Source organism: Bradyrhizobium sp. BR13661, from assembly GCF_029892425.1.
Taxonomy (GTDB): domain Bacteria; phylum Pseudomonadota; class Alphaproteobacteria; order Rhizobiales; family Xanthobacteraceae; genus Bradyrhizobium.
Genome location: NZ_JARXWB010000003.1, coordinates 249,736 through 271,707 on the forward strand (window position 1 = coordinate 249,736; position 21,972 = coordinate 271,707).

Consider the following 21,972-nt stretch of genomic DNA (forward strand, 5'->3'; position numbering starts at 1 on the left):
ATGCGCCTCAAGGACAAGGTTGCGATCGTCGTCGGCGCCGGCCAGAGCCCCGGCGAAGGCATGGGTAATGGCCGCGCCACCGCGCTCACCTTTGCGCGGGAGGGCGCCAAGGTGCTCTGCGTCGATCATCATCTGGAATCGGCGCAGGAGACCGTCGATCTGATCACAGCGGCGCACGGCACGGCCGCAGCCTTCAAGGCCGATGTGACCAAATCCACCGACATCAAGGCGATGGTCGCAGACGGGATATCGCGCTGGGGTCGCATCGACGTGCTGCACAACAATGTCGGCGTCAGCCTCGCCGGCGGCGATGCCGAGCTGCTGGCGATCACCGAGGAAGCCTTCGATCGCGTTGTCGCCATCAACCTGAAGAGCTGCATCTTGGCGGCCAAGGAAGTGATCCCGATCATGCGCGCGCAGAAGAGCGGCGCCATCATCAACATCTCCTCGATGGCGGCGATCACGACCTATCCTTACGTCGCCTACAAGGCGACGAAGTCGGCCATGATCGCCTTCACCGAGCAGCTCGCCTACCAGAACGCCGAATACGGCATCCGCGCCAACGTCATCCTGCCCGGCCTGATGAACACGCCGATGGCCGTCGACACCCGCGCCCGCGAGTGGCACAAGACCCGCGCCGAAGTCGAGGCCGAACGCGACAGCAAGGTGCCGCTGCGCAAGAAGATGGGAACGGGATGGGACGTCGCCAACGCCGCGCTGTTCCTGGCATCGGACGAGGCGAATTTCATCACGGGTGTGACGCTGCCGGTGGATGGCGGGGCGAGCGTGCGGCGGGGGTAAGGTCTTTCCGCCTCTCCCCGCACGCGGGAAGAGACAAAGCTGCATCAGTGCGTCACCCGCCAGATCGTGCCGCCCGTATCCTCCGAGATCAGCAGCGCGCCATCCTTGGCGACCGCTATTCCCACCGGCCGCCCCCACACCTGAGAGTCGTTGACGACAAAGCCCGTGGCGAAATCCTCGTACTCGCCAGTCGGCTTGCCGTCTTTCATCCTGATACGGATCACCTTGTAGCCGGTGCGCTTCGAGCGGTTCCATGAGCCGTGCTCGGCGGCGAAGGCGTCGCCCTGATATTCCGATGGAAACAGCGCACCCTGATAGAAGGTCATGCCGAGCGAGGCAGAATGCGGCTGCAACAGCACATCGGGCACCGTGATCTTGTCCTTGAGGTCCGGACGCGCATCGGCGTGACGCGGATCTTCGTTTGCGCCGATGTAGAACCACGGCCAGCCATAGAAGCCACCCTCCTTCACGCTGGTCACATAGTCGGGCACGAGATCGTCGCCAAGGCCGTCGCGCTCATTGGTCGAGCACCAGGGCAGGCCGGTCTGCGGCTGGATCGCGAGGCCAACACAGTTGCGGATGCCGGTGGCATAGAGCTTGCGATCCTTGCCTTCAGGAGTGAAGGACAGCACCACGGCGCGCTCGGCCTCGTAGCCCCAGGACGCACCGAGCGCCTGCGTACGCGACCACGCCTCGAGCCCGCCCGGTGGGTTCCCCATGCCTTCGGCGACATTGCTGGCCGAGCCGACCGACACCAGCATGCGCTTGCCATCAGGCGTGAACACGACGTCGCGAGTGGAATGGCCCGATCCCTGCGCCAGGTTCGCCACCACGACATCGGGCTTGGCCGACGCCTTCAGGTCCCCAACGCGATACGGGAAACGAACGACGTTGTTGATGTTGGCGACATAGACCCATTGCGGATTGTCACCGTTCGGGAAGAACGCGATGCCGAAGGGCCGGTTGAGCCCGCTGGCAAACACCTCGTTTGAGACGACCTTGGCGTCCTCCCCAAGCCGCAGCACGCGGATGCGCCCGGGCCCGGTCTCGGCAACGAAAATATCGCCATTCGGCGCGACGCGCAGCACGCGTGGATCGGACAGGCCGTCGGCCAGCAGCTCGATCTTGAATCCCTGAGGCACGAGCGGCGTGGCGCTGCCGCGCGATGTGACGCGCGTGGGATTGGAGACCGACGGCGAGGCGCCAGGTTTGGCCAGATCCTGCGGGCGGATCAGCCTGACGGTGCCGGGCCTGTCGGCCTGCCAGCTGCCATAGGCATCCTTGCCCTGCAGCACAGATTCGGCCTGCACGCCGGCGCAGGCGACCATCAGCCACGCTGGCACCACCATCAGCGAAACATGGATCTTCACGTCGCCTTCCTCCCGGACTTTACCTGCCGCATCCCACGTCAGCTCATGCCCGCACGATGTGCATTTGATCTAACCCATCGTACTGGAAAATGGCGCGGATCGGTGCAACAGATTATGAGGGCACGGCCGCAGGTTGCGGTCATCAAAGCTGCGGCATCGGCGGCGCGATTGATGGGGTGATCATGTGGGGATCGATCATATCGGAATGGGCGAGCCTGCTGTTGCGCTGGCTGCACGTGGTCGCGGCGGTCGCCTGGATCGGGAGTTCGTTCTATTTCATCGCCCTCGACCTCGGCCTCAAGCCCAAGGGCGACCTGCCAGATGGCGTGCTAGGCGAAGCCTGGCAGGTGCATGGCGGCGGCTTCTACCGGATCATGAAGTATCTGGTGGCACCTGCCCAAATGCCGGACGAGCTGACCTGGTTCAAATGGGAGGCCTACACCACCTGGCTGTCCGGCTTCGCGCTGATGGTGGTGGTGTATTATCTCGATGCCGATCTGTTCCTGGTCGACAAGTCGATCCTCGACCTCACGCCATTCCAGGCCGGACTGTTCAGCTTCGGCAGCCTTGCGCTGGCGTGGCTGCTCTACGAGGCAGCCTGCCGCAGCGGGCTTGCACAGCGCGAGCTGCCTTTTGCCATCGGCGGCTATCTGTTCCTGGTCGTGTTGACCTTCGCGTTCACCCATGTGCTGAGCGGTCGCGGCGCCTTCAACCAGATCGGCGCCCTGATCGGCACCATCATGGTCGCCAATGTCTTCACGGTGATCATCCCGAACCAGAAGAAGATCGTGGCTAGCCTGATCGCGGGACAGGCGCCGGATCCGAAGCTCGGCAAGACCAGCAAGGAGCGCTCGGTCCACAACAACTATCTGACGCTCCCCGTGGTCGTGCTGATGATCAGCAACCACTACCCCCTGCTCTACGCGACGCGCTTCAACTGGATCATCGTCGCGATCGTGCTGGCGCTGGGGCCGGTGATCCGCCATTTCTTCAACGAGGGTCATGCCGGGCGCAAATCGCCGTGGTGGGTGTGGGGCGTCGCCGCAGCAGGCGCGATCGCGATCCTTTTCCTTTCCGCGGCCGGTCCGCGGGATGTGAAGACGGGCGCGCTGTCGGCACAGCCGACGATCGCCAATGTCGAGGAGATCGTGATGTCCCGCTGCAGCATGTGCCACGCGGCCGAGCCGGTGTGGGCGGGCATCGTGACCGCGCCCAAGGGCATCTTGCTCGACGCGCCCGAGCACATCCACCGCAATATCCGCCTGATCGGGCGCGTGGCTGCGTGGTCGACGGCGATGCCGCCGGGCAATATCACCGAAATGACCAGCGAGGAGCGCGCTGTCCTCGCCGCCTATATCAGCGAGCAGGATCGCTGATCACAACGCGCCGCCGCATTTCGCGGAATGAAATTCCTGATCTCCCGCCGATTTGAAAATGACTTGCGCGCCCATCCGGCGTAGACAGGGCGAGGGCCGCTTTTGCGGTCTCATGTCAGTTTGCAATCTTTGCCGGGGAAATCACAGTGGCCCTCAAGAACGTCATCGGTATCGACCACGCCGTGGTCATGGTGAAGGACCTCGACAGCGCCGCCGAAAACTATCGGAAGCTCGGCTTCACCCTGTCGCCGCGCGGCACCCACAGCGCGCATATGGGCACCGGCAACTACACCATCATGTTCGACCCCGATTATATGGAACTGCTCGGCGTGCTGGTGGCGACCGAGCACAATGCGCCGGCACGCGCCTTTGTCGAGCGTCACGGCGAAGGTATCGAACGTATCGCCTTCACGGCGATCGATTCAACTGAAGGCGCCGAGGAAATTCGCGCGCGCGGCTTCACGCCGATCGGCCCGACCGATTTCGAGCGGCCGGTGACGCTGCCTGATGGCACCGTCTCGGCGGCTAAATTCCGCACCTTCATGTGGCCGACCGCGGAAGCGCCCGGCGGCGTGCGCATCTTCGCCTGTCAGCACAAGACCCGCGAGACGGTGTGGATCCCCGAACTGATGAGGCACGCCAATGCGGCGAAGCGGATCAGGGAAGCCCTGATCGCGACGCCCGAGCCTGCGAAGGACGCCGCGCATCTTGCTCGCCTGATCGATCGTGAACCGAAGGCAGAAGCCGACGGCGCCGTGACAGTGACATCGGGCGGTGACCGCGCGGACTTCGTCTATCTGACGCTGGACCAGCTCGGCAAACGCTATCCAGGCGTGCCGCTCGCGGGTCTCTCCGAGCGCGGCGGCGCGGCACTGGTGCTCGTCAGCGGCGATCTCGCAGCAACCGAACAGGCCCTCGGCGCGGCGGCTGTCCGCAGTGGAGCTGCGATCGTCGTGCCGCCGGCCAAGGCCAACGGCACGCTGCTCGCCTTCATTGCCGGCTGACTTTGAACCACTTCTTTAACGCGCGTTTACCTGATGGCCCTAGGATTCCCGGCAGTCCAAGCCGCCCGAGGCCACGCGCATGTTCAAAGAAGGATCGCCGATCGCATATGACGCTCCGGCCGAGCTGAAGAAGTGGCCGTCGCTGAAGGGCGAGCGACAGAAGGATCGCGGTCCGCCGTATCTGGTTTACAACGGCACGCTCGCCGACTGCGTCCGCGAGCTGATGGGCAAGCCCATCAAAGGCATCTCGCTCTACGACATCATGACGAAGCCGCAAGCAGCCTTCGACCACGCCGTGCTGTCGCCCGGCGATGCCGCCGAGATCGCGATGCGCAAGGACTTTCCCAAAGCGTAAGCGCCGAGACCGTTCGCACGTCACATTTGCCCGTAGATCCGCGGGACTGACGGTGCTTGTTCTCTTATTGGACTCCCGTACTAACACCTGCCCTATCGCGGAATCGCAGCTTCGCCGCAATTGCGGTTAAGAAGTCCTTGTCACCGGCGCGCGCTGGTCGTTCCCCCACAGTTCGAGGACTCCAACCGAGATGCGATTTCTCGTCGCGGCTTGCGCTGCGTTCCTGATTCTGATGTGCGACGTCAGCTCGGAGCCGACATGGCAGACCTCTTCTGTCGACGAGGCCGCGCCCAAGACCGATCGCGGCCCCTCATTCGTCCCCCTCGTTGAATTGTTCCTCGCAAGCGTGCAGGCCATTGAGCTTGCCAATGCGCGCGCGTCCTACGAGGAGACGATCGAACCGGCGCGTGCGGTCGAAACGACCGTGCAGGGGCCGCCCTCACCGACTGAGCAATTCTGCCGTGCCCTCAAGGAAGCGGCCGAAGAGAGCGGCATTCCCGTGCCGTTCTTCGCCCGCCTGCTCTGGCAGGAGAGCCGCTTCAAATCCAACGAGGTCAGCCAGGCCGGCGCGCAAGGCGTCGCGCAGTTCATGCCGGAGACCGCCGCCGAAGTCGGTCTCGACGATCCCTTCGATCCCATCAAGGCGCTGCCGGCCTCTGCAAAGTTCCTGCGCAAGCTTCGCGATGATTTCGGCAATCTCGGCCTCGCCGCGGCCGCCTACAACGCGGGCCCCGGTCGGATCCAGAAATGGCTTGCCAGGGAGAGCGAGCTGCCGCGCGAGACGCGCGATTATGTCCGCATCATCACCGGCACCAAAGCCGAAGACTGGATCGAGCGCTCGGAAGCGCTCGCGATCCGCATCGACCTGCCGCGCGAAGCGCCCTGCGAAGGTGTCGGCAGCCTGTCCAAGACCAGGGACGTCGCCTGGGTGCCCGCGAACCTCACGCCGTCGACCGCCTCCATCATCCGCAAGGCCGAGCAGCTGGCGGCGCGGCTCGCAGCAAACCGCACCCGCAAGCGCCTCGTGGCCCTGCTCCACAAGAACAGCCATGGCAAGGCCCGCAGCATGATCGCAGCGCGCGCGAAGGGGGCGAAGGGGCGCGCCATCCACCTCGCATCGCGCGAGCGAACCTCCAGCTAACTCGGACGGGCTTCTCGTGGTCGGCCACCGGCTGATCCCATCGCCTGATATTTTGAACGAAAACAACCCCATGCACAGTAGCCGGCGCCAGCCGGATCAAGGACTTGCGCGGGGACGACTACGGAATGTCCGAAATTCCGTTTGACCCGTCGGGCAAAACAGCGGCATAATGGCATCATCGCAAAGGCCGTCGGCATCCCGCGCTTAAGGCGGGCGCCCTCGACCTGGCTCCGCGAAAACTCCTCATCGACATACTTCTCATCGACATCAAGACATCTCAACCACCGCACGGCAGGCGCGGAGCGAACTCGCGCGCCTTCGCCGGCAAAGGACACATCGCATGATGACATCCCTGACCAGCACCGAAACAATGCCCATCGCGGCCGGCGATCACGCCGCGATCATCGCAAGCCCAAAAGTAAAACTCCGCCGCAAGGGCGTCGTGATCGTCCATCCTGACAAGAAAGCCGGCGAGACCCTGCTCGCCGAAGCGCTCGGCGCCGCCGACAGCGACGCGCTGCATGGCCTGTTGAGCCAGCTGATGAAAGCGAGCGCGGTTGGGCGCAGGCCGGACCAGGGCAATTTCTCGTTCATGGTCTCGACGCTGAAAAGCATCGCGCCCAGGGACTCGCTCGAAGCCATGCTGGCGGCGCAGATGCTGAGCATCCACGTCGCCTCGATGCGCTGCGCCTGCCGCCTCGCCTGCACCGACGACGTGACGCAGCAGGAGAGCCTGACGCGCGCGCTGACCCGGCTGTCGCGCACCTTCTCGGCGCAGATGGAGGCCCTGAACCGTCACCGCAGCAATGGCGCCTGCGCGATCACGGTGCAAAATCTGTCGGTGCAGGACGGCGGCAAGGCCGTCGTGGGCCACTTCACGCAGCATGCGGGCCTGATCGCCGCCCAGCCGGGCCTGGTGGACGCCGTCACCGCATGAGCCACGTCCGCAACACCGGGGCGATGCAGGCGAGCCAGCGATGCGGCGCCACCACGCGCAGCGGCGCGCCCTGCCGGGCACCGGCCCTGCGCGGCAAGGTTCGCTGCCGCATGCATGGCGGGGCCCGGCGATCGGGCGCGCCGAAGGGAAACCGGAATGCGCGCAAGCACGGCCTGTTCACGCAAGCGGCCATCGCCGAACGGAGGCAGGTGGGACTTTTGCTCGAGCAGGCGCAAGAGCTGCTGGAGAAGATGACGTGATCAGCCACTGAGCCTTACTGCCCCTCCCCCGACTCCACCACAATTTGCGCGAGCGTGTGAACTATTTCACACGGCCGCCTCGGCTGGTCTCGCTAGCTTGGGCCGGTCTCGGTGAAACAGGCGGAGGGTGTCATGGAGGCATTGAACCTTTCACAGGTGCTTTGGGAGGAGCGACGCGCGCTCGCAGGCGCAGCTCTGGAGTTCGAGCGAAACGGCAACGGCTCGCCAAAGCAACCAGAGCCGCCGAAGCAGTCAGACCTGCCAAAGCCGACACCCACGACCTCGTCGAAAGCGGCTTATCTCATCACCAACCCACCGCCCAAAATCCCGCCGCCGACCGCCGCGGTCCCCGACGATCTCCTGAAAGTCTACCGGGCACTGAACGCCGACGATCGCTGGGCTCTGTGCCTGTCCGGCGGCGGGATCCGTAGCGCGTCGTTCGCGCTCGGCATCCTGCAGAGAATTGCGGCGCTGAGGCTCGCGTCAAAACGCCCAGGCGAGGAAGCCGGCTCGGCTCTGACACAGTTCGAGTATCTGTCGACCGTATCTGGAGGTGGTTATATCGGCAGCTGGCTGTCCGCCTGGCTCTGCCGGGAGCGCAAGGCAGGTGCCCCGAATCCCGTGGTTTCGGCACTCAACGAGCGGTGCACCGTCGGTCAAGTCAGGGATCACGAGGAAGCAGAGCCGGTTTCCAACCTCCGGCGCAACTCCCACTTCCTTGCTCCAAGCTTCTCGTCGATCTCTCCCGACCTATGGAGTGATGTTGCGGGCGTCCTGCGCAACCTGTTTCTGAACTGGGTCCTGCTCGTCCCGCCGATGATCCTTGCGGTGCTCGTCACCAAAGCACTCTCCTTTGCCGTCATCGACGCCCACAAGATCACAACCGATAATACGTCGGGCTGGTTTCTGGGTCTGATGATCGTACCGACCCTCTGCTTCCTGATGTCCCTGTCATTCTCCGCCGCGAACCGTCCCGCGCGCGGATGCATCAATGTGCCGCAGCCGCGGTTCCTCCTTTGCGATCTCGCCCCCTTCCTCATCGGGGCGGCCTTGCTGGTTTTCGTGCTGCAAAGCGAATACGGCCTGTCGACCCTTACGAGGGTGACCGATACCCTCGGATTCAAATTCGGCACGCAGGACAAAGGAGCTCAATTCTACGTCCACGTGGTCATGCGCGGGGCTATCCTTGGCGTTTTGTTCTTCTTCTTGTCCTGGGTGCTGGCGCGCGCGTGGCCGTTTGTTTTTGGAAGGTCGGCCCAGCAATCGCTCGCGAACCGTCCCAAACATCCATGGATCGATCTTTTCGCCTGGTGCGTCGCCGGCGCGGCTTTTGGCCTGCTGAGCGCGACAGGACTCGCCTTGCTCTGGTATTACAGCCCACCGGGCGCCGACGCCGCGGCAGCGCGCTTTGCCTGCGTGCTCGGGCTGCCCTGGATCGTGCTGGCGCGCATCGTCGCCGACGTCATCTATATCTCGTTTGCCGAATTCCTGTCCGAGGTCGACGTGGGCCTCGAATTCCAGGCGCGCTCGAGCGGCTTCTTCACCCTGGCCTATATCGGCTGGCTGCTGTGGTTCGGACTCGTGCTCGGCGCACCGCCTGCCGCAGAATTGATCAAGAGCCATCTTGGCGCCGCATCCGTCCCCTCGCTGGCGGCCGGCGGAGGACTTTCCGGACTGATTTCCGTCGTCCTGGGCGCGAGCTCAAAGACCAAGGCCGCCGCCGAACAGGTGTCGGGCCTTCGTCAATATCTCAGCCTCAACACGATCGCAGCGATCGCAGCCGCCATTTTCGCAGCCTCCCTGGTCGCTCTGCTGTCCATCGGCTGGGACACGGCTTTCAGCGCGTTCGAAGCCGGCGCCGATCATATGCCCTGGGACATCGTGCTCTGGGCCGGAGTCTTGCTCGTGCTGCTGATCACCGCAGCCTCCCTCGTGCTCAGCATCAACCGCTACTCGCTCCATAGCATTTACCGGAATCGCCTGGTGCGCGCCTTCCTGGGAGCTTCACGCCGCGAGAGAGACCGCGACAAGACCAAGAATGCCTTTACCGATTTCGACAGCAGCGACAGCCCGTATCTGCACGAGCTGTGGGAGCACGACGTTCAACCGCGAGGCGCGCATTGGAAGCCGTTCCACGTCATCAACGCGGCGCTCAACCTCGTGTCATCCAAGAACCTGGCATGGCAGGAACGGATGGCAGCGCCGTTCACGTTCTCGCCTCTGCATTGCGGCAGCGGCAGCGCGGTATTTTCCGATGGCGCGTATCGCACGACCTATGCCACGGCCACGCAGCCGCATCCTTACGGCGGACCGCCGCTTGGCCTGACGGTCGGGACCGCCATGGCGATCTCGGGCGCTGCCGTCAGCCCGAGCATGGGTTACAATTCATCGCCAGGCGTCGCCTTCCTGATGGCGCTGTTCAACGTGCGCCTCGGCTGGTGGCTGGCCAACCCGCGCGGCGACAATACCGACTACGCAAGGACCAAGCCGCGGTTCGCGCTCCGGCCGTTCTTCATGGAGATGTTCGGTCTGACCAGCGAGACCGAGCGCTGGGTCTACCTGACCGACGGCGGGCATTTTGAAAATCTCGGTCTCTACGAAATGGTTCGCCGGCGCTGCCGCGTGATCGTGGTCAGCGACGCCGGCTGCGATCCCGACTACTCCTTCGACGACCTCGGAAATGCGCTCCGCAAGATATGGATCGATCTCGGCGTGCGGATCGACCTGCACGGCCTCGACCTCCTGAAGAAGCGCTTCAAGGAACGCCCGACCCCGGCTGAGCAAGCGCCGTACTGGGCGGTCGGCGATATTCTCTATAGCGATGCCGATGGCGGCCAATCGCAGGACGGCCTGCTGCTGTATTTCAAGTCCGGCCTGCACGGCACCGAGCCCATGGGGGTCCTCAGCTATGCAATCGCCCACAAGACCTTCCCGCACGAATCGACGCTGAACCAGTTTTTCTCGGAATCGCAATTCGAGAGCTACCGCGCACTCGGTTACGAGATCGCTGACCGCGCGTTCAAATCCGTAGAGGGAGTTTCGGACGACGCGACGAGCGGACCGCTCCCCACGTTCCTTTCGATCGTGGAGAAGCTCAAGGAGAAGTTGAAGAAAGAACTGGAGCCAGACGAAGCCAAACGCACCTGTTGTCGTACTGCCGGGATAACAGAATCGTCCCTTCCACACTCAACAAGTGCTGGGAAGTGAAGTGCATTATGGGCCGAGCCCGTCGCTCTGGCGCAAGACGAAGCACCCGTCCCACCTGCAGGCACCTCCCGCCCCTACACCGGACCATGGGAGCCCGGCGGCACCATATACAGTGTCATCGCGAAAATGGCGTAGATGCACAGCAGGAGCGCACCGACGAACCAGGCTGAGCGTCCGCCATTGGTGACGAAGGATGCGACGACGGCGGCGATCATGACCATGGTCACCGCACCCGGCCAGAATTGCAGGTCCATCGGCTTTGGGCCAGCGACATAGCTGAGCAGCACCAGCACGGGGGCGACGAACAGGGCGATCTGGGACGCGCTGCCCAATGCGATGCTGACGCTCATGTCGAGCCTGTCGCGGCGAGCCGCGGAAAATGCAACCGCCATTTCGGCGGCGGCACCGACAAGGGCAACCACGATGAAGCCGACGAACGCCGGCGTCATGCCGAGGGTCTCGGCCGCCTTCTGCACCGACTCGACGAAGATCTCGCTGACGAGCGCGACCAGCACCGTCACCGCCAGCAGTGTCGGAACGGCCACCGCGATCGGCAGCGCCGGCCCGCCCGCCTCGCCGTGCTCGCCACTGGCGAACAGCTCCTTGTGCGTGCGCAGCGAGAACAGCAGGCTGAGACCGTAGGCAACGATGAGGAGAACGGCCAGCGCCGCACTCAGTCGATGAACCGCGGCCTCCATGCCGGGAAAGTTGAGGTCCGCCACCGCGGATGGCGACAGCAACGCGATCGTCGCCATCAGCAGCAACGCCGAATGCAGCCGTCCACCCGCACGATTATACTCCTGCACGTGATGCTTCAGTCCGCCCAGCAGCAGCGATGCCCCCAGCATGAACAGCGCATTGGTGACGATCGCGCCGGCGATCGACGCCTTGACCAGCATGTACTCACCGGCGCGCAGGGCCGCCACCGCGATGATCAGCTCGGTCAGATTGCCGAGCGTCGCATTCAACAGCCCACCGACGGCGTCTCCCGTCCTTTCGGCAACGGCTTCGGTGGCGTGGCTGAGCAGGCTAGCGAGCGGAACGATGGCGATCACGGCCAGCACGAACAGGAGTGTGTGCGCTTCCGGCACGACATGCGCGGCGACGATCACCACCGGAACGAAAACCAGCAACCACAGCAACGGGCTGTGCCTGACTTCCTCGATCAGTGCGTTCATGATGCATCTCCCCGACCCGAGCGTGGCGTCGGCGATCGGCCGGTTATTGATCTACCTCAACAGGCCGTGCCGGGCGGCGGCACCCTTCCGCGCCCCTCACCCGGTTCGAGCTGCTCGACCGCCATCCTGCAAATCTGCCCGGGGTCGCGAACGCCGGCATTGGCGATCTCGATGATCCGCCTTGCGACAATCTCGGAAACGGGATCATCGCGGTCGACAAGATTCAGCGCGCGAAGGGTCTTGCCGTAAGCGATGTTGAGTTGCGCGACCGTCTCTGGCGGCACCGAGGAGCCACGCAACAATCGACGAAGCGTCATTTTGCCATCCTCCCCCTCGGACGTGGACCGCGCCGCTCGCGCTGAGCGCGTCAGCCGTCCAGTTCGACCAGTCCGTCGCGGTCGAGCAACTCGATCGATCGCTGGGTCGTCCCTTCGAACCGCAGCAATTCCCTGTCCCGCAGGATCGAAAGGGTTCGCGAGACGGTCTCCAGGGTCAGTCCGAGATAGTCCGCGATGTCGCGGCGGCTCATCGGCAATGTCAGCCTGTCGGGATGACCCAGCCGCTCGTCCATCTCGACAAGGAACGCGGACACCTTTTCGAGCGACGTCTTGCGGCCCAGCAAAAGCATGTGGCTCTCGGCATGCCGGAGATTTTGAGTGACCATGCCGATCAGCGCCTTGGTGCTGATCTCATGGCCCGAAAGCGCCTCCAGCAAGCTGCTACGCTTGATGATACGAACGTCCGTCTGGACGACAGCATCCGCAGTGAACCGGTGAGTTGGGCCATTTTCGAAGCCGAACATGTCACCCGGCACGTGAAACGCGTTGATCTGCCGGCGTCCATCCATCAGCAGCTTGTAAGTCCGCACGGTACCGGAGGTAATTTGGTAGACGTATTCCGCCTCTTCGCCCTCGCCGAAAATCTCGGCCCCCCTCCGATACCGGAACTCGCTCGCGAAGACGCGCTCGCCCGCGAGCTCTGCCAGATGTCCGTCAATCGGACGGTCGCTCGCCCTGTTGGTTCTCACCAGCATTTTTGTTCCTCCCGACGTTGTCGCATCCTAGCTCCGGGAAAAACAGGCAGGTTGATCCAGCGCAATTTGAACATAGGGTCGCGGCGAGACTGGAGAGAGCGAACACCGTGCGGCGTGCACGCGAGCCGTGCAGCCCCAAGTACACTCCACCGGGAACAGAACAGCCCCCCTCGCACTTAACAAATGCTGGGAAGTGAGGTGCATCATGGGCCAATCAAAGCCGATCAGGCCGACCGCGATCGTCGTCGAAGATGATGACATCCAACGCGAGATGCTGACGCTGCTGCTCGAAGAGAGCGATTTCGAGGTGCTACAGTGCGAGGATGCCGAGACCGCGGCCCTGGCGCTGAAGATGAAGCACCCGACATTGATGGTCACCGACATCAATCTGGTCGGGGAGATGGACGGCGTGGATCTCGCGCACTATGCTAAGCAGCACAACGCCGACATGCGGATTATCGTCATCTCGGGCCGTCCGCTGCCGCGGCCGTTGCCACCTGGCGCAAAGTTCTTCAACAAACCCGTCTACCCGACTGCGCTTCTGGCCGAAGCCCTCCAATAAACTGTCTTCCGGCTGTCGTCTCGCCCGTTGATGAGCGTGCGATCGTCCGCTCCGCGCCCATCTCGTTGTTCAATGCGGGCTCGCGATGGAACAGTCGAGCGCATTTAGCGCAGCAATTCCAGCGCGAGGAACTTCCAATAGAACGGCGGCTTACGGCTTATGTTTGCGGCAGCGCCGGACGCGCGGGCATCCCATTTGCGACTGCGCATGTCACTTATCGGAAGCTTTAGGCTTTGGCGCCATCCTTAAAAAAGGCCCCGCTGTGCGGGGCCTTTGTCTTCGACACTGACGGCGGCTTAACGTCGCACACCCGTCCCGTAAAGCTCGCGCTCGCGGCCGATATCCTCCGGAGACAACGGCGGGCTTGCCGCATCGAAGTCGTTCCAGCCGGTCTTCTGCCAAGCTGAGCTGCGCTCCTGAAGGTTGACGGAGCTCTCCTGGAGAAGGGCATCGAGACGTGCGCGATCGCTTTCGGGCACCTTCGCAGTCACGAGCGTACCACCGCGACGAACGCCTTCCGCATAGCGCGAAGCATCTTCCTTCGAGACGCCGGCTTCGGTGAGCGCGCCGACGATGCCGCCCGTGGCCGCGCCGGCGGCCGCACCAACCGCCGTAGCGGCAAGCCATCCCGCAGCCACGACCGGCCCGAGGCCCGGAATGGCAAGGAGACCCAGACCAGCGAGGAGGCCCGCCGCGCCGCCGAGTCCGGCGCCGATACCGGCACCCTTACCGGCCCCTTCGGCCCGGTCGTCCACGCCGTCGCGGTCGCGGTCAACCTTGCCGCTCTTTGAACCGTACCAATTGTCGGAATTGTTGGCGACGATGCTGATATCGCTATGCGGCACGCCAGCGCTCTCGAGCCGGCCGACGGCCCGCTCCGCGTCGGAGTAATTATCGTAGAGGCGAGAAATGGTGGTTGTCATGCTATCTGCTCCTTATTTCGTGGAATTGACGTTGCCTTGGAAATCGACGCTGACGTCGGTCTTCGTGCCGGCCTTGTCGGCCTTGCCGCGCCAGACGCCTTCGTTGTCCTTCTGCAGGCCGGAGACGTTGGAATATCCCGCCCCCTCGATCCGCGATTTCGCCTGGCCCTCGGTGAAGCTGTTGCGGCCCGAAACCGGAGCGTTCGAATTGTTCTGATCCGAGCTGTTGACGGCATTGTTGCCCGGCCCGCTTTGTGCGGGCTGCGACTGGGCGCCCGCGGGCGCCGACGCGAGCAGCAACAAGGTTGCGGCCAGCAAAGCTATACGTGACATGTCGTGGTCTCCTGCAAATGATTGTGCCGGCGACAACAATCGGGGATCGGATTGGTTGCTAGCGCCATTTCCCTTCTCCAACTATTGGCACAAACGTTCCGATCGTGTAACGGCACGAAAAACCTTGCCGGGGACGGAACGCCGATGACAGCGGCTGCCGATGATGAAGCGGGACGCGATGTGGAACATGGCCCAAGCGCGCTGATTTTTGCGCTGGTGGCGCTCGCCTGCGGGCACATGCTGTCGACCTTGCTGCGCACCATCCCGGCGCTCAGCCTCGACCTGATGGCGGCGGATTTCCACGTGCAGCCGCAGGCGTTGGGGAGCCTCACCTCGGTCTATCATTTTGCCTTTGCAGCCTCGCAGATCCCGGTCGGCGCGGCGATGGATCGCTTCGGCGTGCGGCCGGTGTCGCTGAGCCTGCTTGCGGGAACCGTGGTCGGCGCGATCGCGTCGGGCTTTGCGACGGGGCCTGAGAGTTTTGCGTTCGGGCAGTTGCTGCTGGGCATCGCCACATCGGGCATGCTGATGTGCCCGATGACACTGGCGGCCAAGCAATTGTCGGCGGCGCGCTTCGGCCTGTGGTCGGGCGCGATCCTGTCGATCGGAAATATCGGCATGCTGTTGTCGTCGAGCCCGCTCGCCTTCGTCGTCGACCAATATGGCTGGCGCGCCGGATTCTGGATCGCGGCAGCAGGCGGCCTTGTGGTCGCGCTCGCGGTGGTCGTGCTGGTGCCGAACCAGCCGGCCGAGCACAAGGACGATTCTTCGCCGCTGTCGCAGATGAGCGAAGTGCTGCGGCTTGGCTTCTCGCGCCCGTTGCGCGGGCTGATCGCGCTGGCGCTGGTGTCGCTGGCGACCTCGCTGGTGCTGCGCGGCTTGTGGGGCGGACCGTGGCTGATGCAGGTCAAGGGCCTGTCGCGGGTCGAGGCCGGCAACCAGCTCGGCGCCTACACGCTGGCGATGATCGCGGGTCCGCTCTTGATGGGCATGGTCGATCGCAAGGTCGGCCGCCGCCGGGAGCTGGTGGCCGCCACGCACACGGTCGCGGCGACGCTGGTCGTGCTGATGGCGCTGGGCGCGCCGCATTATGCGGTTGCATGGCTGTTCGGCGTAACGGTCATGCCGCCGCAATATGACCTCGTGCTGTTCGTGCTGATTGGCCTTGCCACCTCCGCCCAGCCGCTGCTGTTCGGCATGTGCCGGCAACTGGTGGACGCGCAGACCGCAGGCAAGGCGCTGGCGGCGGTGAACCTAGCCTTCTTCCTCGGCACCGCGCTGATGCAGTCGGTCACCGGCGCGGTGGCGGCTTTCGCGGGGCTGCCGGCGGTGCTGCTGTTCATGGCGGCGATGCTGCTGGTGGGGGTGATGATCTTTTTGACTTACACGTCGGCGACTTCGTAGGGTGGGCCCACCCTACGAGTCCGCGCATCAAAGGAATGCCTCATGCCCGTCGACACCAAAGCCGCCACCGACCGCCTCATGCGCTTCCTCGCCGTGGAAGGCGTCACCGGACAGGAGGCGGCGATCGGGCGCGAGCTCACCGCCGCGCTGAAGGAAAGCGGCGTGCCTGAAAAGGCGATCCGGCTCGACGATGCCAACACCCGCATTCCCGTGCCGACCGAAACCGGCAACCTCATCGTCGACCTGCCCGGCCGCGGCGCGCTGCACAACCAGCCGCGCATCATGTTCATGACCCATATGGACACCGTGCCGCTCTGCGCCGGCGCGAGGCCAAAGAAATCCGGCCGCAAGATCGTCAACGAGGCCAGGACCGCGCTCGGCGGCGATAACAGATGCGGCTGCGGCGTGCTGGTGACGCTTGCCGCCGAGCTCGAGAAGCAGAAGCTCGATCATCCGCCGATCACGCTCTTGTTCTGCGTGCGCGAGGAGAGCGGGCTCTACGGCGCGCGCCACGTCAAGCTCGCCGAGCTCGGCTCGCCGGTGATGGCGTTCAACTATGACGGCGGTCCCGCCTCCAACGTCACCATCGGCGCGGTTGGCGCCGACCGCTGGTCGGTGGAGATCTTCGGCCGCGCCTCGCATGCCGGCGTCGCGCCCGAGCGCGGCATCTCCTCCACGATGATCATGGCGCTGGCGCTTGCCGACGTGAAGGCCGGCGGCTGGTTCGGCAAGGTGGTGAAGGGCAAGGGCGCGAGCGCGCGGATGGGCACCAGCAATGTCGGCCCCGTCACCGGCGGCGACGGCCGCCCCGCGGGCGACGCCACCAATGTCGTCACCGACTACGTGCATGTGCGCGGCGAAAGCCGCAGCCATGACGGAAAATTCTTCAAGGAGATCACCAAGGCCTACAAGACCGCGTTCGAGAAGGCGGCGAAGAAAGTGACGAATACGCAAGGCAAGTCCGGCAAGGTCAAGTTCAAGGCCGAGACCGACTATTATCCGTTCCGGATGAAGGAGAACCTGCCGGTGGTGAAGCGCGCGATCGAGGCCGTCTCCGCGGTCGGCGGCACGCCGAATGTCCGCGCCGCCAATGGCGGGTTGGACGCCAACTGGATGGTTCGCCACGGCATTCCGACCGTGACCTTCGGCGCGGGGCAGAACGAGGCGCACACGATCGACGAGTGGATCAATCTCGACGAATATGACCGGGCGTGTGCGCTGGCCGTGCAGCTCGCGACGATGCGTAACTGAAACGAGAGACGCCGCGCCTTGACCCCCGAATTGCATCAAAAACTCACCGCGTGGCGCCAGCATCTGCATGCGCATCCCGAACTGTCGCTGCAGGAGAAGGCGACCGCCGCCTTCGTGCAGGAGCGGCTCACCGAGCTCGGCATTCCCTTTGAAGCGGGAATCGGCGGCCACGGCGTGGTCGCGACGCTGACGCGCGGATCGGCCGAGGGGCGCGTCGGCTTGCGGGCCGACATGGACGCGCTGCCGATCACGGAAGATACCGCGCTCAACTATGCCTCGAAGACCCCTGGCGTGATGCACGCCTGCGGACATGACGGGCACACCGCCTCGCTGCTCGGTGCGGCGGCGCTGCTGGCGGCCGATACCAGCTGGAGCGGCACCGTCGATTTCATCTTCCAGCCGGCCGAGGAAGGCTTTGGCGGCTCGCGCGCGATGGTCGCGGCCGGGCTGTTCGAGCGCTTCCCGATGGATCGCGTGTTTGGCTTTCACAACTGGCCGGGCCTGGAAGCCGGCACCATCGCGGTCCATGACGGCGCGGTGATGGCCTCGGGCGGACGCGTCACCATCACCATCGAGGGCCATGCGGGCCACGCCGGCATGCCGCATCTGACACGCGATCCCGTGATGGCGGCCGGCCATCTGATCGTGGCGATGCAATCGATCGTGTCGCGCAGTGTCGATCCGCTCGACACCGCCGTGCTCTCGCTGTCGGCGATCGAGGGCGGCACCGCGGCCAACCAGATCGCGGGCAAGGTCGTGATCCGCGGCACGCTGCGGCATCACCGCAATCACGTGAAGGACATCATCCTCGCGCGCATCGGCGAGATCTGCGCCGGCATTGCCACGAGCTTCGACGTCAAGGTGACGCCCGATATCGTGATGGGCGTCGGCGTGACCGCCAACTCGCCCGAGGAAGCCGGCCTCGCACGCATCGCCGCGGACAAGGTGAAGGCAAAACTCAGAAGCGATCTCGCACCGAGCATGGCCGGCGAAGACTTCGCGTTCTACCTCCAGCAGCGCCCCGGCGCGTTCGTGTGGATCGGCAACGGACCCTTGCGCGACGGCGCCGAGCTGCACGGCCCCCGCTACGATTTCAACGACGCGATTCTTCCCGTGGCATCGAGCTGGATGGCGGAAGTCGCCAAGACGGCGCTGTCGGCGAACTAGCCGGAACCTCCTGACCTTTGCTGCGGCAATGGCCGCCGGCGCGACGGGTTGCGCTGCGGATTGGTGCGCGTGCGCTTGACGCACGGCGTCGGAGCAGGTTTAATCAATATCAACAACAATTGTTCGCATTCCGAACATTTCGCCATTGGCAACTGCGGGCTGACAACACCGCGTCCACGGCCACCAGAGGAAACGTCACCGATGCAAGCCATCCTCACCGGCGACAGCACGCTCGTCATCGCGATGATCGTCGCCTACATCGCCTTCACCTCCTGGCTCACGCTGAAGCTGCGCAGCCGGACCAGCGATCAGTTCATGACCGCCTCGCGCGCGATGCCGGCCGTGGTCGTCGGCGTGCTGATGATGAGCGAATTCGTCGGCGCCAAATCGACCGTCGGCACGGCGCAGGAAGCGTTCCAGTCGGGCATGGCCGCCGGATGGGCCGTGCTCGGCGCCTCGATCGGCTTCCTGCTGTTCGGAATGCTGATGGTGAAGAAGCTCTACGCCTCCGGCGAATACACCATCTCGGCGGCGATCGCGCAGAAATACGGCAAGTCGACCATGCTCACGGTGTCCGTGATCATGATCTACGCGCTGCTGCTGGTGAATGTCGGCAATTACGTCAGCGGCGCGGCTGCGATCGCCGCCTCGCTGCATGTCAGCCTGCCGGTTGCGATGTGCATCATCGCCGTCGTCTCGACCTTCTACTACGTGTTCGGCGGATTGAAGGGTGTCGCCTGGGTGACGATCCTGCACAGCGCCTTCAAGGTCGTCGGCATCATCATCATCTTCACGGTCGCGATGTCGCTGACCGGCGGCATCGCGCCGATCCAGGCCAAGCTGCCGGCCTATTATTTCTCGTGGGACGGCAAGATCGGCTTCGCGACCATCTTCGCCTGGACTTTCGGCACCGTCGGCGCGATCTTCTCGACGCAGTTCATCGTGCAGGCGATCTCCTCGACGCCAAGCGCCGACGACGCCCGCAAAGCGACCTATTATGCGGCCGCGTTCTGCCTGCCGCTCGGTCTGCTGCTCGCGCTGATCGGCGTCGCCGCGAGATATCTCTATCCTGATATGAACAGCCTCTACGCGCTGCCGGTGTTCCTTGAAAAAATGCCGCCGCTGGCCTCCGCCTTCGTGACGACCTCGCTGGTCGCCTCGATCTTCGTCAGCGTCTGCACCGTGGCGCTCGCGATCGCTTCGCTGGTCGTGCGCGACTTCTACGTCCCCTATTGGAAGCCGACGCCGGAGCGCGAGCTGAAGATGACGCGCGTGTTCTCGGTTCTGATCGCGATCGTGCCGCTGATCTTCGTGTTCTTCATCCCGGAGATCCTGAAACTGTCGTTCTTCACGCGCGCGCTGCGGCTATCGATCACGATGGTGGCGATGCTGGGCTTCTATCTACCACTGTTCGCCAGCAACCGCGGCGCCACCGCCGGCCTGATCGGCGCGGCCGTCTCGACCACGGTCTGGTACGTGCTCGGCAATCCCTTCGGCATCGACAACATGTACATCGCCGCGGTGACGCCGCTCGTGGTGATGGCGATCGAGCGCCTGGTGATGGGCCACGCACCTGCCGCCCCGCAGGCCGCGCAACCCAATGCGTTCGTTGAGAGGACGTCGACATGACCATCGGTACCGAGGTCGCGATTGTCGACATCGAGATCACGGCCGACGGCACTGTTCGCGAAGTGCCCGGCGATCCTGATAGGTTCGATGCCTTCATTCCCTCGCCTTGCGTGCAGAACCACGCAGCCAATCTGATGCCGCTCGCGGGTGGCGATCTCGCCTGCGTCTGGTTCGGCGGCACGCAGGAAGGCATGTCCGACATCTCGGTGTATTTCTCACGGCTGCCGCGCGGCGCGACGCAGTGGACGCGCGCCGAAAAGCTGTCCGACGATCCCGGCCGTTCCGAGCAGAACCCGGTGCTGTTTCCTGCCCCCGACGGCACACTGTGGCTGATGTGGACGGCGCAGCTCGCGGGCAACCAGGACACCGCCATCATCCGCCGCCGCCTCTCCCGCGACAACGGCAAGAGCTGGGGTCCGATCGAGACGTTGTTCCCCGAGCATCGCGGCCGTGGCACCTTCATCCGCCAGCCGATCCTCGTGCTCGACAATGGCGATTGGCTGCTCCCGGTGTTCTATTGCCACAGCACGCCGGGCAAGAAATGGAACGGCGACGAAGACACCAGCGCGGTGAAGCTCTCGTCCGACGCCGGCAAGACCTGGCGCGATATCGAGGTATCAGGCAGCCGCGGCTGCGTGCATATGAGCATCGCGCGCCTCGACGACGGCTCGCTGATCGCGATGTACCGCAGCCGCTGGGCCGACAACATCTACCAGAGCCGCTCGACCGATCACGGCCGCAGCTGGTCGGCGCCGACGCCGACTGCGCTCCCCAACAACAATTCCTCGATCCAGCTGACGCGGCTCGACAATGGCCACCTCGCGCTGGTCTTCAACGATTCCAGCGCAAAGAATGCGACCGGGCGCCGCCTCTCGCTCTATGACGAAATCGAGGACGACCTTCCGCCCGTACTCGCCGGCGACGGCGGCAAGTCGGACGGACGCACCGCGTTCTGGGGCGCGCCGCGGGCGCCGATGACCTTGTCGATCTCGACCGACGGTGGAAAGAGCTGGCGCAAACGCAACGTCGAGATCGGCGACGGCTATTGCATGACCAACAATTCGCGGGACCAGACTAATCGCGAGCTGTCCTATCCGTCCGTCAAGCAGACCGCCGACGGCGCGATCCATATGGCCTTTACCTTCCATCGCCGCGCGATCAAATATGTCCGCGTCAGCGAACCATGGGTGATGCGGGGCTGAGGTGATGGACAAGAGGCCGCACGCGCTCGTCACCGGCGCCAGTTCGGGTATCGGCGCTGCGATCGTCGAGCGCCTGCTGCGCGACGGCTGGCGGGTGACCGGGATCAGCCGGCGACCTGTCACGTTCGATCATCCGGCGTTCGCGCATGTGTCGCTCGATCTCGCTAATGTCGATGCGATTGCTGCTGCCGTCGCTGATCTCACGCCGACCGCGCTGGTTCACGCGGCCGGCATGCTCAAAGTCGCCCCGCTCGGATCGCTGGACCACGACGACGGTGCTGCGATGTGGCGGCTGCATGTCGACGCCGCCGGGCGTCTCGCCGACGCGCTGGCACCGATTCTGCCGCAAGGCGGGCGCATCGTCTTCATCGGCAGCCGCACCGCATCGGGCGCAGCTGGCCGCGGTCAATACGCCGCGACGAAGGCGGCGCTGGTCGCAATGGCGCGGTCCTGGGCGAGCGAGCTCGCGCCACGCGGTATCACTGTCAACGTGGTTGCGCCGGCCGCGACCGAGACGCCGATGCTAAAGGACCCGACGCGCGCCAACGTCACACCAAAACTGCCGCCGCTCGGCCGCTTCATTCGGCCGGAGGAAGTCGCTGCCGCCGTGGCGTTCCTGCTCTCGGCGGATGCTGCCGCCATCACCGGACAGCAGCTCGTCATCTGCGGCGGCAGCTCCCTCTGAGCCAGGGCGCGTCCTCGTCAAGCGGCAAGTTGTGCAGCCGTTGCTGCATCTCTCCGATCACATCACCTCGCTGGGTACGGTCATCAAACTAGCAAGGAGACGTCATCGTTGCGTCAAGTGGCGACGAATAGGATTGCCGCCGTTCGGTGGGCCA

General features: G+C 64.4%; 21 protein-coding genes. 15 read left to right on the forward strand and 6 right to left on the reverse strand.

All coding sequences use genetic code 11. From position 1 onward, the window contains the following. The gene (locus M2427_RS06770) at positions 1 to 801 is read left to right on the forward strand and encodes an SDR family NAD(P)-dependent oxidoreductase (protein ID WP_280705435.1); all 801 of its coding nucleotides are present in this window, start codon (positions 1 to 3) and stop codon (positions 799 to 801) included. Positions 802 to 845: 44 nt separating this feature from the next. Here M2427_RS06770 and M2427_RS06775 read toward each other — a convergent pair whose 3' ends face one another. Further along, on the reverse strand, positions 846 to 2,150 hold the full coding sequence (locus tag M2427_RS06775) for a sorbosone dehydrogenase family protein (RefSeq protein WP_280705608.1): 1,305 nt from the start codon (positions 2,148 to 2,150) through the stop codon (positions 846 to 848). Positions 2,151 to 2,353: 203 nt separating this feature from the next. Here M2427_RS06775 and M2427_RS06780 point away from each other — a divergent pair, with 203 nt between their 5' ends. The 7 genes from M2427_RS06780 (at position 2,354) to M2427_RS06810 (ending at position 10,451) form a co-directional block, all read left to right on the forward strand. Then, entirely contained in the window at positions 2,354 to 3,547 is a 1,194-nt protein-coding gene (locus tag M2427_RS06780) for a urate hydroxylase PuuD (RefSeq protein ID WP_280705436.1), read from the forward strand. Between the two features lie 146 nt (positions 3,548 to 3,693). After that, a complete protein-coding gene (locus M2427_RS06785) occupies positions 3,694 to 4,551 on the forward strand; it encodes a VOC family protein (protein ID WP_280705437.1) in 858 nt (285 codons plus the stop codon). 79 nt (positions 4,552 to 4,630) lie between these two features. Further along, a complete protein-coding gene (locus M2427_RS06790; RefSeq protein ID WP_280705438.1) occupies positions 4,631 to 4,906 on the forward strand; it encodes a hypothetical protein in 276 nt (91 codons plus the stop codon). 190 nt (positions 4,907 to 5,096) lie between these two features. Next, positions 5,097 to 6,047, forward strand: a complete 951-nt coding sequence (locus M2427_RS06795; protein WP_280705439.1) for a lytic transglycosylase domain-containing protein — start codon at positions 5,097 to 5,099, stop codon at positions 6,045 to 6,047. 340 nt (positions 6,048 to 6,387) lie between these two features. After that, positions 6,388 to 6,984 (forward strand): hypothetical protein, encoded by a 597-nt coding sequence (locus tag M2427_RS06800; protein ID WP_280705440.1) that lies wholly within the window; start codon positions 6,388 to 6,390, stop codon positions 6,982 to 6,984. Next, on the forward strand, positions 6,981 to 7,244 hold the full coding sequence (locus M2427_RS06805) for an HGGxSTG domain-containing protein (protein ID WP_280705441.1): 264 nt from the start codon (positions 6,981 to 6,983) through the stop codon (positions 7,242 to 7,244). Before M2427_RS06800 ends, M2427_RS06805 begins: the two co-directional genes overlap by 4 nt. 132 nt (positions 7,245 to 7,376) lie before the next feature. Next, a complete protein-coding gene (locus M2427_RS06810) occupies positions 7,377 to 10,451 on the forward strand; it encodes a patatin-like phospholipase family protein (RefSeq protein WP_280705442.1) in 3,075 nt (1,024 codons plus the stop codon). Between the two features lie 74 nt (positions 10,452 to 10,525). Here M2427_RS06810 and cax read toward each other — a convergent pair whose 3' ends face one another. From cax to M2427_RS06825, 3 genes are read right to left on the reverse strand one after another with little or no spacing between them, the layout of a single operon-like run. Further along, positions 10,526 to 11,629: a calcium/proton exchanger gene (gene cax / locus M2427_RS06815; RefSeq protein ID WP_280705443.1), complete on the reverse strand. Its 1,104-nt coding sequence runs from the start codon at positions 11,627 to 11,629 to the stop codon at positions 10,526 to 10,528. 56 nt (positions 11,630 to 11,685) lie between these two features. After that, a complete protein-coding gene (locus M2427_RS06820) occupies positions 11,686 to 11,946 on the reverse strand; it encodes a hypothetical protein (protein WP_280705444.1) in 261 nt (86 codons plus the stop codon). Between the two features lie 50 nt (positions 11,947 to 11,996). Further along, positions 11,997 to 12,662 (reverse strand): helix-turn-helix domain-containing protein, encoded by a 666-nt coding sequence (locus M2427_RS06825; protein ID WP_280705445.1) that lies wholly within the window; start codon positions 12,660 to 12,662, stop codon positions 11,997 to 11,999. Positions 12,663 to 12,867: 205 nt separating this feature from the next. Between M2427_RS06825 and M2427_RS06830 the strand changes: the two genes are divergently transcribed. Further along, positions 12,868 to 13,224 (forward strand): response regulator, encoded by a 357-nt coding sequence (locus M2427_RS06830; protein ID WP_280705446.1) that lies wholly within the window; start codon positions 12,868 to 12,870, stop codon positions 13,222 to 13,224. A gap of 296 nt (positions 13,225 to 13,520) precedes the next feature. On the opposite strand, the gene M2427_RS06835 is transcribed toward M2427_RS06830, so the two are convergent. Together M2427_RS06835 and M2427_RS06840 are read right to left on the reverse strand one after the other, a co-directional pair. Beyond that, positions 13,521 to 14,147: a hypothetical protein gene (locus M2427_RS06835; protein WP_280705447.1), complete on the reverse strand. Its 627-nt coding sequence runs from the start codon at positions 14,145 to 14,147 to the stop codon at positions 13,521 to 13,523. A 12-nt stretch (positions 14,148 to 14,159) separates the two neighbouring features. Continuing rightward, positions 14,160 to 14,480: a hypothetical protein gene (locus tag M2427_RS06840; RefSeq protein WP_280705448.1), complete on the reverse strand. Its 321-nt coding sequence runs from the start codon at positions 14,478 to 14,480 to the stop codon at positions 14,160 to 14,162. Positions 14,481 to 14,624: 144 nt separating this feature from the next. Between M2427_RS06840 and M2427_RS06845 the strand changes: the two genes are divergently transcribed. From M2427_RS06845 to M2427_RS06870, 6 genes are all read left to right on the forward strand, one after another. After that, positions 14,625 to 15,884: an MFS transporter gene (locus M2427_RS06845; protein WP_280705449.1), complete on the forward strand. Its 1,260-nt coding sequence runs from the start codon at positions 14,625 to 14,627 to the stop codon at positions 15,882 to 15,884. 42 nt (positions 15,885 to 15,926) lie between these two features. Then, positions 15,927 to 17,135, forward strand: a complete 1,209-nt coding sequence (locus tag M2427_RS06850; RefSeq protein WP_280705450.1) for a M20/M25/M40 family metallo-hydrolase — start codon at positions 15,927 to 15,929, stop codon at positions 17,133 to 17,135. Between the two features lie 18 nt (positions 17,136 to 17,153). Further along, positions 17,154 to 18,302 (forward strand): amidohydrolase, encoded by a 1,149-nt coding sequence (locus M2427_RS06855; RefSeq protein ID WP_280705451.1) that lies wholly within the window; start codon positions 17,154 to 17,156, stop codon positions 18,300 to 18,302. A gap of 201 nt (positions 18,303 to 18,503) precedes the next feature. After that, complete coding sequence (locus M2427_RS06860; RefSeq protein ID WP_280705452.1) at positions 18,504 to 19,931, forward strand: sodium:solute symporter family protein; 1,428 nt, start codon at positions 18,504 to 18,506, stop codon at positions 19,929 to 19,931. Next, positions 19,928 to 21,133 (forward strand): exo-alpha-sialidase, encoded by a 1,206-nt coding sequence (locus tag M2427_RS06865; RefSeq protein WP_280705453.1) that lies wholly within the window; start codon positions 19,928 to 19,930, stop codon positions 21,131 to 21,133. The genes M2427_RS06860 and M2427_RS06865 overlap by 4 nt, the downstream gene beginning before the upstream one ends. Before the next feature lie 4 nt (positions 21,134 to 21,137). Further along, on the forward strand, positions 21,138 to 21,818 hold the full coding sequence (locus M2427_RS06870) for an SDR family oxidoreductase (RefSeq protein WP_280705454.1): 681 nt from the start codon (positions 21,138 to 21,140) through the stop codon (positions 21,816 to 21,818). The last annotated feature ends 154 nt before the right edge of the window (positions 21,819 to 21,972 follow it).

What these genes read in the sequence shown, in the direction of transcription:
- M2427_RS06805 (WP_280705441.1), top strand. Translation starts at nt 6,981, where the DNA reads ATGAGCCACGTCCGCAACACCGGGGCGATGCAGGCGAGCCAGCGATGC.
- M2427_RS06825 (WP_280705445.1), bottom strand. Translation starts at nt 12,662, where the DNA reads ATGCTGGTGAGAACCAACAGGGCGAGCGACCGTCCGATTGACGGACAT.
- M2427_RS06800 (WP_280705440.1), top strand. Translation starts at nt 6,388, where the DNA reads ATGATGACATCCCTGACCAGCACCGAAACAATGCCCATCGCGGCCGGC.
- M2427_RS06835 (WP_280705447.1), bottom strand. Translation starts at nt 14,147, where the DNA reads ATGACAACCACCATTTCTCGCCTCTACGATAATTACTCCGACGCGGAG.
- M2427_RS06810 (WP_280705442.1), top strand. Translation starts at nt 7,377, where the DNA reads ATGGAGGCATTGAACCTTTCACAGGTGCTTTGGGAGGAGCGACGCGCG.
- M2427_RS06775 (WP_280705608.1), bottom strand. Translation starts at nt 2,150, where the DNA reads ATGGTGGTGCCAGCGTGGCTGATGGTCGCCTGCGCCGGCGTGCAGGCC.
- M2427_RS06790 (WP_280705438.1), top strand. Translation starts at nt 4,631, where the DNA reads ATGTTCAAAGAAGGATCGCCGATCGCATATGACGCTCCGGCCGAGCTG.
- M2427_RS06845 (WP_280705449.1), top strand. Translation starts at nt 14,625, where the DNA reads ATGACAGCGGCTGCCGATGATGAAGCGGGACGCGATGTGGAACATGGC.
- M2427_RS06870 (WP_280705454.1), top strand. Translation starts at nt 21,138, where the DNA reads ATGGACAAGAGGCCGCACGCGCTCGTCACCGGCGCCAGTTCGGGTATC.
- M2427_RS06780 (WP_280705436.1), top strand. Translation starts at nt 2,354, where the DNA reads ATGTGGGGATCGATCATATCGGAATGGGCGAGCCTGCTGTTGCGCTGG.
- M2427_RS06830 (WP_280705446.1), top strand. Translation starts at nt 12,868, where the DNA reads ATGGGCCAATCAAAGCCGATCAGGCCGACCGCGATCGTCGTCGAAGAT.
- M2427_RS06770 (WP_280705435.1), top strand. Translation starts at nt 1, where the DNA reads ATGCGCCTCAAGGACAAGGTTGCGATCGTCGTCGGCGCCGGCCAGAGC.
- M2427_RS06795 (WP_280705439.1), top strand. Translation starts at nt 5,097, where the DNA reads ATGCGATTTCTCGTCGCGGCTTGCGCTGCGTTCCTGATTCTGATGTGC.
- M2427_RS06850 (WP_280705450.1), top strand. Translation starts at nt 15,927, where the DNA reads ATGCCCGTCGACACCAAAGCCGCCACCGACCGCCTCATGCGCTTCCTC.
- M2427_RS06860 (WP_280705452.1), top strand. Translation starts at nt 18,504, where the DNA reads ATGCAAGCCATCCTCACCGGCGACAGCACGCTCGTCATCGCGATGATC.
- M2427_RS06820 (WP_280705444.1), bottom strand. Translation starts at nt 11,946, where the DNA reads ATGACGCTTCGTCGATTGTTGCGTGGCTCCTCGGTGCCGCCAGAGACG.
- cax (WP_280705443.1), bottom strand. Translation starts at nt 11,629, where the DNA reads ATGAACGCACTGATCGAGGAAGTCAGGCACAGCCCGTTGCTGTGGTTG.
- M2427_RS06840 (WP_280705448.1), bottom strand. Translation starts at nt 14,480, where the DNA reads ATGTCACGTATAGCTTTGCTGGCCGCAACCTTGTTGCTGCTCGCGTCG.
- M2427_RS06865 (WP_280705453.1), top strand. Translation starts at nt 19,928, where the DNA reads ATGACCATCGGTACCGAGGTCGCGATTGTCGACATCGAGATCACGGCC.